Genomic DNA, 14847 nt, shown 5'->3' with positions numbered 1-14847 from the left:
CTGTCATAGCTTGATCCACCACCCAGATTGTTGGCTGTGCTGTTGCCCAGGGCATCAGTCTTGTTGTTGCTTGACGTGCTTAATGCATCAAGCTGACTAACATTGACAGCATCAGTCGAATTAGTTCCTGCGGCAAGATTGGTAATCTTCTGGTTAGCCGCATTAATACCGGCTGTGGTTACACTTGGACCACCAGTAATGGTTAATCCATTGTTATCTACCTTACTATTGCCAACCGTTAAGCTACCCGCATTGGTTAATGCAATGTTGTCATTCACATTGTATTTATAGGTATTGGTGGCAGGGTCATACACTGCTGTAGTGTTAGTGCCATCTGCAAAGTTAACCGTTTCACCCAACTTCACATTGTCAGCCGTGCCACCATTGACACTAAAGTTCAGGCCTTTGTCTGCCGTTGCTTGTGCAGCTGCGGCATTCGTAACTGCCGTGTTTGCAGTATTTTGAGCTGCTGCCGCATTCGTTACTGCTGTATTTGCGGTGTTCTGAGCAGTGGTTACATTCTGATTTGTAGTATTTAACTGGCTACCATTCACTGCATCTGTAGAACTTGCTGAAATAGTTCCAGCTGCAACGTTAGTAATCTTCTGGTTACCCGCATCAATACCTGCTGTCGTTACACTTGGGCCGCCAGTAATGGTTAAACCACTGTTATCAACCTTGCTATTGCCTACCGTTAAGCTACCCGCATTGGTTAATGCAATGTTGTCATTCACATTGTATTTGTAGGTATTGGTTGTCGGGTCATATACTGCTGTGGTGTTGGTGCCATTGGCAAAGTTAACTGTTTCACCTAACTTCACATTGTCAGCCGTGCCACCATTGACACTAAAGTTCAGACCTTTGTCTGCCGTTGCTTGTGCAGCTGCTGCATTGGTAACTGCCGTGTTTGCAGTATTTTGAGCTGCTGCCGCATTCGTTACCGCTGTATTTGCAGTATTTTGAGCAGTGGTTACATTCTGGTTCGTGGTATTTAACTGGCTACCATTCACTGCGTCTGTAGAACTTGCAGAAATAGTTCCAGCCGCCACATTGGTAATCTTCTGGTTGCCCGCGTTAATACCAGCAGTTGTGACACTTGGACCACCTGTAATCGTCAATCCACTGTTATCAACTTTGCTATTCCCAACCGTTAAACTGCCTGCATTCGTTAAGCTAATATTGTCATTTACATTGTATTTATAGGTATTTGTTGCTGGGTCATATACTGCTGTGGTGTTGGTGCCATTGGCAAAGTTAACCGTTTCACCCAGCTTCACATTGTCAGCCGTACTGCCATTCACACTAAAGTTCAGGCCTTTGTCTGCTGTCGCCTGGGCAGCAGCTGCATTGGTGACTGCTGTGTTTGCAGTAGTTTGTGCTGCAGCTGCATTCGTTACCGCTGTATTAGCAGTATTTTGTGCTGCCGCCGCATTCGTTACCGCTGTGTTTGCTGTGTTCTGAGCAGTGGTTACATTCTGGTTCGTGGTATTTAACTGGCTACCATTTACTGCATCTGTAGAACTTGCTGAAATGGTTCCTGCTGCAACATTGGTAATCTTCTGGTTAGCCGCGTTAATACCAGCAGTCGTTACACTTGGACCACCAGTAATGGTTAATCCACTGTTATCAACCTTGCTATTCCCAACCGTTAAACTGCCTGCATTCGTTAAGCTAATATTGTCATTTACATTGTATTTATAGGTATTTGTTGCTGGGTCATAAACTGCTGTGGTGTTAGTACCATTGGCAAAGTTAACTGTTTCACCTAACTTCACATTGTCAGCTGTACCGCCATTCACACTAAAGTTCAAGCCTTTGTCTGCCGTCGCCTGGGCAGTAGCTGCGTTGGTGACTGCTGTGTTTGCAGTAGTTTGTGCTGTTGCCGCATTCGTTACCGCTGTATTAGCAGTATTTTGAGCAGTGGTTACATTCTGGTTCGTGGTATTTAACTGGCTACCATTCACTGCGTCTGTAGAACTTGCAGAAATAGTTCCAGCCGCCACATTGGTAATCTTCTGGTTGCCCGCGTTAATACCTGCAGTTGTGACACTTGGACCACCTGTAATCGTCAAACCACTGTTATCAACTTTGCTATTCCCAACTGTTAAGCTACCCGCATTGGTCAATGCAATGTTGTCATTCACATTGTATTTATAGGTGTTGGTGGCAGGGTCATAAACTGCTGTGGTGTTGGTGCCATTGGCAAAGTTAACTGTTTCACCTAACTTCACATTGTCAGCCGTACCGCCATTCACACTAAAGTTCAGGCCTTTGTCCGCTGTCGCCTGAGCAGCAGCTGCATTGGTGACTGCTGTGTTTGCAGTAGTTTGCGCTGCTGCCGCATTCGTTACCGCTGTGTTTGCTGTGTTCTGAGCAGTGGTTACATTCTGGTTCGTGGTATTTAACTGGCTACCATTCACTGCGTCTGTAGAACTCGCAGAAATAGTTCCAGCAGCCACATTGGTAATCTTCTGGTTGCCCGCGTTAATACCTGCAGTTGTGACACTTGGACCACCTGTAATCGTCAATCCACTGTTATCAACTTTGCTATTCCCAACCGTTAAACTGCCTGCATTCGTTAAGCTAATATTGTCATTTACATTGTATTTATAGGTATTTGTTGCAGGGTCATAAACTGCTGTGGTGTTGGTGCCATTGGCAAAGTTAACTGTTTCACCTAACTTCACGTTGTCTGCTGTACCGCCATTCGCACTAAAGTTCAGGCCTTTGTCTGCTGTCGCCTGGGCAGCAGCTGCATTCGTCACTGCCGTGTTTGCCGTATTTTGAGCTGCTGCTGCATTCGTTACCGCTGTGTTTGCGGTGTTCTGAGCAGTGGTTACATTCTGGTTCGTGGTATTTAATTGGCTACCATTCACTGCATCTGTAGAACTCGCAGAAATAGTTCCAGCTGCTAAATTGGTAATTTTCTGATTATTAAGGTTGGCGCCGCCATTTAGGTTACTTGCACCAGTAACATTTAATGAGCCACCAGTCGTTAAGTTACCTGCTGTGACAGTACCAGAAAATACAGGTGCATCAGCCATCTGAATATTAACTGTATTACCAGTCACAGCCGTTTTTAAGTTATTTCCAGAATAGGTTCCAGCAGTTGAACCTCCTCCAGTAATATTAAGTGTTGTACCTAAATTATTTGCTGAACTCCCTGTATTACCAGCAAAAGTAATAGGTTTTACAACTTCATTATTTAAATTAGTCAGTGCACCAGACACGGTATTAACAGGAGTATAAGTTGTTCCATCTGTTTTTGTTATTGTATAACTTGGTGGTGTATAAACATGGGTTGTAGTGTTATATGCTGCGCCACCACCTAATGCTGTTGTATTACCTACAGCACGATTATTTACATCCTTTAACTGAGCAACCGTAACCGCATCTGAATCGGCAGCACCATCGGCTACGTTTTGAATACGTCGAGTATTTGTGGCTGAACCCACTGAAACAACACCATTTGTCGTAGATGCTGCAACATTCGTTATATATGAGTTACCACTTTGTACCGTAGTTGTTGATCCTGCACCTAAAGCAACTGAATTTGTTACATTCGCAGTTGATCTTGGCCCGAGAGCTACACTATTTGCTGCAGAGGTTAAGCTGTTAGTACCTATAGCAACACCATCAACTGCATTTGTGTCTACAGTCGCTGTATTACCAATGGCAGTAGCATTATTTGCACCACTGTTAACTTGAGCATTTTTTCCTATTGCCATTGCAGCTGTTGAACCAACGACTTGGCTCATCGCACCCAGTGCAACACTGTAACTAGAAGCACTATCAATAGCATTAAAAGAAGACCCCGTTGGCAGGCCTTCTGCAACAAGATCAGCATCACTGTTATTTTGAATTACAATTGATTGCGCACCAGCAGCACTAGCTTGTCCACCAACTACTGTTGAATTTACACCAGTCGCATTTACATAATTTCCTAATGCGGTTGAATCTCCTGCGCTAGCATTTGCTCTTGATCCAACTGCTAATCCGTTAGAATCATTTGCAGTCGCTGGGGTACCCGTATTTGCCCCTATTGCAATACCATTACTAATGGTTGGACTTGTATCAATAATTGATCCATACAAGTTTGTGTAGTCAGCCCACACATGTGATACGGCTAAACAGGAAATGATAGATAATACAAGAGCCTTAGGTCTAAATCTTTTTTCTCTAGAAACTATCTCGTTTTGTTGACCACTCGATTCAGTGGAGGATGAAACAGAACCTGTTCTCGTTTTGCTTTTAGCTAATTCTGATACAACAGTCCATGTACCAATAGAAGCATTCCAAACCACTTTGTATATCTTATTCATATTTCCACCCGTAAACTTCCCGCTTACATTTGTAAAGATTTGCAATCAAATATTTAAATTGCTTATTTTTTGTAAAAATATCTTTTTTATTTTGAGAAGTAAATCACATTTATAAATATTAAAATCAAAACAATTCACATTAGAATTCAATAAAGACAATAATTTCAAAAATTAATTAAAAAATAACAGATTTATCAATTTTTTAATTTTTCTTAACGGTCTATTTTCAATCTAGCTTTGTTACATTTTTTTACGAATAAAGATTTTTCGTCATTTCGATTTATTAGATATATTTCACAAAAATTAAGAAATTAGTTCTAATTAAACTTAAGTTATTAATATTTAATATATAAAATTAATTTTCATTAGAATAAATTTAAAATAAAAATATCGTGCTACTTAAAAAAATCAGCTTAAACACACAGTAATTTGCAATTTTTTTGATTATTATTTAATCAATTTTATGTATTAATATACTAAAATAAGCTTTTAGAAATCAGCGATTGAAAGATTTATACGTAAAGAGCTAAACAACATAAAATAAATTATTATTAATCAAAATTTTACTTATATCTTAAATTATTTTTTTGATCCTTAAAAACGAAAAAGTAACCATCTTAGGGATGATTACTTTTTTCGTGACAGACCGTTTTACCAAATAATATTAACGCGTCTATTTGGCGCTAAACATTCGATAAGTTGCGAGCTATTTTTCCCTGAACACTGCTTGTATAGATCAGTCTGGCTATTCGCCTGTATCTGTATCCGGCTTGATTCAATGCCTTGTTGTACCAATAATTTGGCTACCGTATTAGCACGTTGTGAAGACAATTGTTGGTTATAGCTAAATTTACCTAACCGATCTGTAAAGCCTGAAACAACAATAGGATTCGTTATTTGACTTTTTTTAATCTGCTCAGCAATTTTGGTAATGCTCCCATTACTATCTTCAATGGCACTCGCATCAAATCGATCAAACGCAAATAAGACACTCGCTGTACGATCTGCAATTACAGTGCTATGCTCTGGCGACTGATTATTCTCACCCCAAGCGACCAAACCTTCGCACACCTCACCCTTCCAAGATAAATGTTCAGCTAAATATTTTTCATTAAAATCAATGCGTAATTGACAGCGTTGATATTGGTTTGTGTTAGGAACACGGATATCTAATACATAATTCCATACTTTTACTGCAAAAACCCCTTCACTAAATTGTGGATTTCCTAGTAAAGCTCGAATTTGATTTTTATCCAATCCTTTATCCAAACGAGCAACGTCGTCATACTCATAACGTTTTATTTGTTTAAGATAACTCTTTTCAATTGCTGGAAATTTTACCTCATTCCGTTGAATTGCTACGTCAGTATCCGTAAATCCAGTAATACTTAAACTTACCAAGATGCCCATTACCAAAATTTGAATATTTTGTTTCATTTTCATACTCACAATATTACTTTAAAGGAGAGATAAACTCTCCTTAGTTAGGCACTCAGTCAATTACTGTACTTACGCCAACACGAACTAATGGACTACCCTGACTACCAAGCGCTGCACCTGTTGTAAGTGACCAGCGGCCGTTGTCAGCTGTTTTACGTAAAGTCACACCTACAGCATTTTGCTGATTATAGTAAGCAGCACCAACAGCCATGGTAACTTTCCCTGCAATAAATGGCGCATTTTCAAGTGCAGCATTTGCAGCAATACCCGCAGACATTTTTTCTTCCAAGTTGTCGATACGCTGATTTGTTGCATAGAACGCTTGCTCAAGCTTGTTGTTCACATTGTCAATTTTGGTATTTAATGTTTGATCAGCTTGATTTAATGCACCTAATGCATCACCGACATTGTTGTAGGACTTATCAGCCACGTTATAGGTCGGGTTTGAGAAGCTTTCGGTAATATTGTTATAACCAGCTCCACCACCTAAGTAGTTTACAAGTGCTTGGTTTGTGGTATTAAGCTGAGAACCATTTACTGCATCTTTTGAAGATGCAGTCACTGCACCCGCTTTAACGCCAGTCACCGTGCGGTCACCTGCTGTTCCAGCAACATTAACTTGTGTACCACCCGTGTCTTTACCAACAGTAATCGCAGCATCTTTATCCGCTTGTTGAACTAGACCAGTTTTACCATTGTTAATGTTATTTTGAAGGTTCGAGATATCACCCGTATTTTTGTCAACCTGTTGTTGAACACTCCACAACTGGCCTCCATTTACAGCATCTTTAGAACTTTCTGCTACAGTACCATTTGCGACATTCTTAAGTGCTGTACCATTAGCACCACCTGCTAAAGTGACAGAGTCTTTATTGACTGTACCATCTGCATTTTTGTCATACTGAACTGCACTATTAGCCAAAGCACCAACATTGTTATTAATGTTAGTGATTGCACTATCAAGTTGGCCTTTGTTCACTGCATCTGTCGTGTTAACGCCAGCAGCTACATTGGTAATAACCTTATTGCCTGCATTGATTCCAGAAGCAGTGATACTAGGACCACCAGCAATGATTAGACCTGTTGATCCCAACTGAACGTTATCACCAACTTTTACTCCAGTCGTATCGATAACTGTATTACCAGTCGTGACGCTATCAACTTTCAAATTTTTGTTCAACGCAACTTTGATATTACCTTCATTATCAGTTTCACTGCTTTGAGCAACAGTTAAGTTATCATCACCTGTAAAGTTAACTTTGCCATTTGGTTTAATCTTTTTAGCAGTCGCTGCATCACCATTAGCTGAAACTGTCCAGCCCGCATTTGCTGCTGTACCTGCATCAGTGACTGCTTTATCAAGTGCTGTTAAAGCATCACCAACATTGTTTGCGCTTGTACCTGCAACAGTATAAGTCGGGTTAGAAATCGAACCATCTGGATTAGCTTTGGCACCACCACCAAAAATATTGGCTGTAGAATCACCATTCTTAGTTACACGACTATCGAGAGTATGTAACTGACTACCATTTACTGCATCTGTAGAGGTCGCAGAAATAGTCCCTGCTGCTACGTTAGTAATCTTCTGGTTAGCTGCATCAATACCAGATTGGGTTACACTTGGACCGCCAGCAATGGTTAAACCATTAGTGTCTAGCTTGCTGTCGCCTGCCGTTACGCTATCCACATTCAGGTCACGGTTTAAACCATACTGAATCTTGTTTCCAGTTTTGGTGACTTTCAGGTTGGTTTCACCTGCAACCGTACCAATGTCCACGGTATCACCCGCTTTCACTGCACCCGCATTGGCACCATTGCTTTGTAGTGTCCAGCCTTTATCCAATGCACTGATTGCAGCACCCACGTTATTTACGTTGTTGCCATTTACAGTATAAATTGGTGAACTGACTGCGCCTGTAACAGGATTATAAACTGCGCCTCCACCTAAGTTGTTCGCGGTACTAGTACCTAAAGCATCTGTCTTGGTATTCGCTGCTGTAGTTACTGCACCCAATTGGCTTACATTAACAGCATCAGTTGCATTGATACCTGCTGCAACATTGGTAATCTTTTGGTTGCCTGCATTAATACCAGCAGACGTTACACTTGGGCCACCAGTAATGGTTAATCCACTGTTATCAACCTTAGTATTGCCAGCCGTTAAACCACTGTTATCAACTTTAGTATTACCAACCGTTAAGCTACCCACATTGGTTAACGCAATATTGTCATTGACACTGTATTTATAAGTATTGGTTGTCGGATCATACGTTGCAGTGGTGTTGGCACCATCTGCAAAGTTAACCGTTTGACCCAACTTCACATTCTTAACCGCACCACCATTGACACTAAAGTTCAGGCCTTTATCTGCTGTTGCTTGTGCTGCTGCTGCATTGGTCACTGCTGTGTTTGCAGTGTTCTGGGCAGTCGTTACATTCTGGTTGGTTGCATTTAACTGGCTACCATTCACTGCATCTGTTGATGTAGCAGAAATAGTACCTGCTGCAACGTTAGTCACTTTCTGGTTAGCCGCATTAATGCCAGACTTGGTCACACTTGGGCCACCAGTAATGGTTAAACCGTTGGTGTCTAGCTTGCTGTCGCCTGCCGTTACACTGTCAATATTCAGATCACGGTTTAAACCATACTGGATATTGTTTCCAGTTTTGGTTACTTTCAGGTTGGTTTCACCTGTAGCCGTACCAATGTCCACGGTATCACCAGCTTTCACTGCACCCGCATTGCTACCATTGCTTTGTAGTGTCCAGCCTTTATCCAGTTCGCTGATTGCAGCAGCCACGTTATTTACGTTGTTGCCATTTACAGTATAAATTGGTGAACTGACTGCGCCTGTAACTGGATTATAAACTGCGCCACCACCCAAGTTACTCGCAGTACTGGTACCTAAAGCAGCTGTCTTGGTGTTTGCTGCTATAGTTACTGCACCCAATTGGCTTACATTAACAGCATCAGTCGGATTGGTTCCTGCTGCAACATTGGTAATCTTCTGGTTGCCCGCATCAATACCTGCAGTCGTTACACTTGGGCCACCAGTAATCGTTAATCCGCTGTTATCAACCTTGGTATTGCCAACGGTTAAGCTACCTGCATTGGTTAAACCAATGTTGTCATTGACACTGTATTTATAAGTATTGGTTGCTGGGTCATACGTTGCAGTGGTGTTGGTACCATCTGCAAAGTTAACCGTTTGACCCAACTTTACGTTCTTAGCCGCACCACCATTGACACTAAAGTTCAGGCCTTTATCTGCCGTCGCTTGTGCCGCAGCTGCATTCGTCACTGCTGTGTTTGCAGTGTTCTGGGCAGTGGTTACATTCTGGTTGGTTGCATTTAACTGGCTACCATTTACTGCATCTGTAGAACTCGCAGAAATAGTCCCTGCTGCAACGTTAGTAATCTTCTGGTTAGCTGCATCAATACCAGACTTGGTCACACTTGGGCCACCAGTAATGGTTAAACCGTTGGTGTCTAACTTGCTGTCACCTGCCGTTACACTGTCAATCTTAAGATCACGGTTTAAACCATACTGGATATTGTTTCCAGTCTTGGTGACTTTCAGGTTGGTTTCACCTGCAACCGTACCAATGTCCACGGTATCACCAGCTTTCACTGCACCTGCATTGCTACCATTGCTTTGTAGTGTCCAGCCTTTGTCCAATGCACTGATTGCAGCACCTACGTTATTTACGTTGTTGCCATTTACAGTATAAATTGGTGAACTGACTGCACCTGTCACCGGATTATAAACTGCACCACCACCCAAGTTACTCGCAGTACTGATACCTAAAGCATCTGTCTTGGTATTCGCTGCTGTAGTTGCTGCACCCAATTGGCTTACATTAACAGCATCAGTTGCATTCGTTCCCGCCGCGACATTAGTAATCTTTTGGTTAGCAGCATTGATACCCGCAGTTGTTACACTTGGACCACCAGTAATGGTTAATCCGCTGTTATCAACCTTGGTATTGCCAACGGTTAAGCTACCCGCATTGGTTAAACCAATGTTGTCATTCACGCTGTATTTATAAGTATTGGTTGCAGGATCATACACTGCTGTCGTATTGGTGCCATCTGCAAAGTTAACCGTTTCACCCAACTTCACGTTCTTAGCTGTAGCACCATTCACACTAAAGTTCAGGCCTTTGTCTGCCGTAGCTTGCGCTGCTGCTGCATTGGTCACCGCTGTGTTTGCAGTATTTTGGGCAGTCGTTACATTCTGGTTGGTCGCATCTAACTGACTACCATTCACTGCATCTGTTGATGTAGATGAAATAGTCCCTGCTGCAACGTTAGTAATCTTCTGGTTGCCTGCATTAATGCCAGCAGTTGTTACACTTGGACCGCCTGTAATGGTTAGGCCATTGTTATCAACCTTGCTATTCCCAACTGTTAAACTACCCGCATTGGTTAATGCAATGTTGTCATTCACACTGTATTTATAGGTATTGGTTGTCGGATCATAGGTTGCTGTGGTGTTGGTACCATCTGCAAAGTTAACAATTTCACCTAACTTTACGTTGTCAGTCGTACCACCATTCACACTAAAGTTCAGACCTTTGTCTGCCGTCGCTTGAGCTGCAGCAGCATTCGTCACCGCTGTGTTTGCGGTGTTCTGGGCAGTGGTTACATTCTGGTTGGTCTCATTTAACTGACTACCATTCACTGCATCTGTTGATGTAGATGAAATGGTTCCTGCTGCAACGTTAGTAATCTTCTGGTTAGCAGCATCGATACCTGCAGTTGTTACACTTGGACCGCCTGCAATGGTAAGACCATTGGTGTCTAACTTGCTGTCGCCTGCCGTTACGCTGTCAATATTCAGATCACGGTTTAAACCATACTGGATCTTGTTTCCAGTCTTGGTTACTTTCAGATTGCTTTCACCTGCAACCGTACCAACATCCACGGTATCACCAGCTTTCACTGCACCTGCATTGGCACCATTGCTTTGTAATGTCCAGCCTTTGTCCAATGCAGTGATTGCAGCACCTACGTTATTTACGTTGTTGCCATTTACAGTATAAATTGGGGAACTGACTGCACCTGTAACTGGATTATAAACTGCGCCACCACCTAAATTACTCGCGGTACTGGTACCTAAAGCATCTGTTCTAGTATTCGCTGCTGTAGTAATAGCATCCAACTGGCTTACATTAACAGCATCAGTTGCATTCGTTCCTGCCGCAACGTTAGTAATCTTCTGGTTGCCTGCATTAATACCTGCAGTTGTTACACTTGGACCGCCTGTAATGATTAGGCCACTGTTATCAACCTTGGTATTCCCGACCGTTAAGCTACCCGCATTGGTTAATGCAATGTTGTCATTTACATTATATTTATAGGTATTGGTTGCTGGGTCATACTCTGCTGTGGTGTTGATACCATCTGCAAAGTTAACGGTTTCACCTAACTTCACGTTGTCAGTTGTACCACCATTCACACTAAAGTTCAGGCCTTTATCTGCCGTCGCTTGCGCTGCTGCTGCATTGGTCAATGCGGTATTTGCTGTATTTTGTGCAGTGGTTACATTCTGGTTAGTTGCATTTAACTGGCTAAAATTGACTGCATCAGTCGCATTAGTGCCTGCTTTAACATTGGTAATTTTCTGATTACCCGCATTAATCCCTGCTGTGGTTACACTTGGGCCACCCGTAATGTTTACCCCACTGTTATCAACTTTAGTATTTCCTACTGTTAAGCTACCTGCATTGGTTAATGCAATGTTGTCATTCACATTGTATTTATAGGTATTGGTGGCAGGGTCATAAACTGCTGTGGTGTTGGTACCATCTGCAAAGTTAACCGTTTCACCCAGCTTCACATTGTCAGCCGTACCGCCATTCACACTAAAGTTCAGGCCTTTGTCTGCTGTCGCTTGGGCTGTTGCGGCATTGGTGACTGCCGTGTTTGCCGTATTTTGTGCTGCAGCTGCATTCGTCACCGCTGTGTTTGCGGTGTTCTGAGCAGTCGTTACATTCTGGTTGGTTGCATTTAACTGGCTACCGTTTACTGCATCTGTAGATGTAGATGAAATGGTTCCTGCTGCGACATTAGTAATCTTCTGGTTAGCAGCCTTGATACCTGCAGTCGTTACACTTGGACCGCCAGTAATGGTTAAGCCACTGTCATCAACCTTAGTGTTACCGACCGTTAAACTGCCCGTATTGGTTAATGCAATGTTGTCATTGACACTGTATTTATAGGTATTGGTTGCTGGGTCATACTCTGCTGTTGTGTTCGTCCCATCTGCAAAGTTAACCGTTTCACCTAACTTCACGTTGTCAGTTGTACCACCATTCACACTAAAGTTCAGGCCTTTATCTGCCGTCGCTTGCGCTGCTGCTGCATTGGTCAATGCGGTATTTGCTGTGTTTTGTGCAGTGGTTACATTCTGGTTAGTTGCATTTAACTGGCTAAAATTGACTGCATCAGTCGCATTAGTGCCTGCTTTAACATTGGTAATTTTCTGATTACCCGCATTAATCCCTGCTGTGGTTACACTTGGGCCACCCGTAATGTTTAGCCCACTGTTATCAACTTTAGTATTTCCTACTGTTAAGCTACCTGCATTGGTTAATGCAATGTTGTCATTCACATTGTATTTATAGGTATTGGTGGCAGGGTCATAAACTGCTGTGGTGTTGGTGCCATTGGCAAAGTTAACCGTTTCACCCAGCTTCACATTGTCAGCCGTACCGCCATTCACACTAAAGTTCAAGCCTTTGTCTGCTGTTGCTTGGGCAGCAGCTGCATTAGTGACTGCCGTGTTTGCCGTATTTTGGGCTGCTGCTGCATTCGTCACCGCTGTATTTGCGGTGTTCTGAGCAGTCGTTACATTCTGGTTCGTGATATTTAACTGGCTACCATTCACTGCATCTGTAGAGGTAGAAGAAACTGTTCCTGCTGCGACATTGGTGATTTTATTTCCACCATTATCTAGCCCAGTATTTGTTAATTTTACTGGACCATTCGCTCCACCATTAACTGTAACTCCTGAACTATTCAGGGTCGTATTACCAGTTGTTACACTATTTAATGAAATATCATCGGCTAAATCAAAAGTAACATCAGTATTGCTATTTAATTCGTCCGCTACTTTAGCAACAGTATTTTTACCATTGATAAAGCTAACTTTATCAGTGGTACTATCGCCAATAGTTGCTTTATTTGTTGTTCCTTGACGTACTGTAAATGTATTCGCATTTACAGTATAAGTCGTTATACCGTTACTATCAGTTCCCTGAGCAACAGTTGTACCTGTTCCGGCTAAAACTTTAGAAGTTGCTTTTTTTAACTGTGCGACGTTGGCTGCATCTGTATCATTTGTTCCAGCCGCAACACTAGTAATCTGACGAGTTCGTGTCGTTCCATTTCCAACTGAAACAGCAGCATCTGTCGCCTTCCAGGTACTATTCGTACTTGTAGTGCTCGTTTCAGTTAAAGGGTCATATCCGAATGAACCTGAAGCTCGATCAGACACTGAATCACTACCTAGAGCAACAGAGTTAGCTTGTAAGGCTTGTGCTCTTGCACCAATTGCTACAGATGTTTGAGAGGAAGCCACACTATTTGAACCAATAGAAACGCTTTGGTCTCCAGCTGTGGCAACAGAACCAACCGCTACAGCCAAATTTGAAGCGGTTGATTGCGTACCTACAACTACTGCATTTGTGCCAGTCGCAGCAGTGTTAGTACCTATTGATATCGAGTTTGCTCCAGATGCACTAGCACCCTTTTTACTCGCTGACGCACCTGATTGAACATAGGCTGTGCCTTTTAAGTCACTTCCAGCACCAATTGCAATGGAATCACCTCCTGTAGCAGCGGAGTTAACACCTACAGCAACATCACCTGTATTTTTGGTATAAGCCAGTGAACCAATCGATAAACTGCCTTGCCCTTGTGCTTCTGCTTTTACACCTAAAGCAACTGAAATTGGTGCCCCAGCCGTCGCTACTGCCCCTAAAGCTGTACCCAAATCAGTAGCTGTAGCCTTAGGGCCTACTGCAACTGCAGCTTCACCTGTTTGTACTCTGGTATAACGATTTCCTATCCCAGATGCACCGCCATTTGTTTTTTCAAAGTCAACCAAGTAATCGCCTGTCAAATTTTTATATGCAGCCGCTGTAGCAGTATTATTATATAGAGCGTTATCTCCGGCAGTTGGTGTGTAGTTATAAGCTGGCGGGTTTGTACTAGCAACTTTATCCATATCGTCAGCACCGATCGCTACAGATGAATTACCTGTTGCTGTCGCCTGACCACCTATTGCAAGAGCCTGAGATCCACTTGCTCTAGATTCAGCACCAATAGCTATCGACTCATTATAAGTTCCTGTAGCATTTGCTGGATTTGCAGTAGAAGCTTGACTACCTATTGCAATATCTCTATCTGAATCTGTTACTGCACCACAACCTATTGCTAATGCACGTTCTCCTCCTGCAGTAGCTCGGTCTCCAGTTCCCCCCACTCCTGTTCCAGTACATGCAGAAATTGCCGTGGCATTATTTCCAGTAGCAAAACCTCCTGACACTCCAACTTCACCAAAAGTAATAGACGGAACGAGTACAGTTAATATGCCCCAAGTAAGTGGTTTAATTTTAAAATTAATTGAAGTTGAGGACTGTAGAAAATCGGTGGCTTCAGTAAAAGGCATCAAAGCATTATTTGTTCTTTGACTACGAGTTTTTGAATGACCCTTTGCAATTTCTGAAACAGCAACCCAAATTCCTAATGAAGCATTCCAAATTACTTTGTATATCTTATTCATATACTTACTCGCATTTTACAAAAAACAGACAATACTTACCTAAAGCTACACAAAGTTTCAAAAAACTAAAGGTATGAAAAATTTCGCGAAATATATCAAAGAAAAAATGAGAGGTAAATCACAGAAATTTACTGTAACGCGATGAAAAACAAGAAAAAAGAACAATATATAATCAAATAAATATAAAAAATATATTATGATTTTTTACTACAAATTTAACTTTGTAATTAAGTTCTGTGTTTTTTAGGCTAGAAAGATAATAAAAATAAAATATTGAGTTTAAATTTATATTTA

The 14847-nt window shown here is 41.9% G+C and carries 3 protein-coding genes; all 3 read right to left on the bottom strand.

The window, feature by feature from the left end:
* A partial coding sequence (locus tag ACLCEG_RS15980) for an ESPR-type extended signal peptide-containing protein (RefSeq protein ID WP_410568285.1) occupies positions 1 to 4322 on the bottom strand: 4322 nt, incomplete at its 3' end.
* A 651-nt stretch (positions 4323 to 4973) separates the two neighbouring features.
* The gene (tpgA, locus tag ACLCEG_RS15975) at positions 4974 to 5759 is read right to left on the bottom strand and encodes a trimeric autotransporter adhesin/peptidogylcan-associated protein TpgA (RefSeq protein ID WP_410568283.1); all 786 of its coding nucleotides are present in this window, start codon (positions 5757 to 5759) and stop codon (positions 4974 to 4976) included.
* 55 nt (positions 5760 to 5814) lie between these two features.
* Entirely contained in the window at positions 5815 to 14553 is an 8739-nt protein-coding gene (locus ACLCEG_RS15970) for an ESPR-type extended signal peptide-containing protein (RefSeq protein WP_410568281.1), read from the bottom strand.
* Positions 14554 to 14847 lie beyond the last annotated feature (294 nt).

This window comes from Acinetobacter sp. H1(2024), from assembly GCF_046557555.1.
GTDB classification, from domain to species: Bacteria; Pseudomonadota; Gammaproteobacteria; order Pseudomonadales; family Moraxellaceae; genus Acinetobacter; species Acinetobacter seifertii.
This window is presented reverse-complemented; position numbering and strand designations above follow the sequence as displayed.

What these genes read in the sequence shown, in the direction of transcription:
- tpgA (WP_410568283.1), bottom strand. Translation starts at nt 5,759, where the DNA reads ATGAAACAAAATATTCAAATTTTGGTAATGGGCATCTTGGTAAGTTTA.
- ACLCEG_RS15970 (WP_410568281.1), bottom strand. Translation starts at nt 14,553, where the DNA reads ATGAATAAGATATACAAAGTAATTTGGAATGCTTCATTAGGAATTTGG.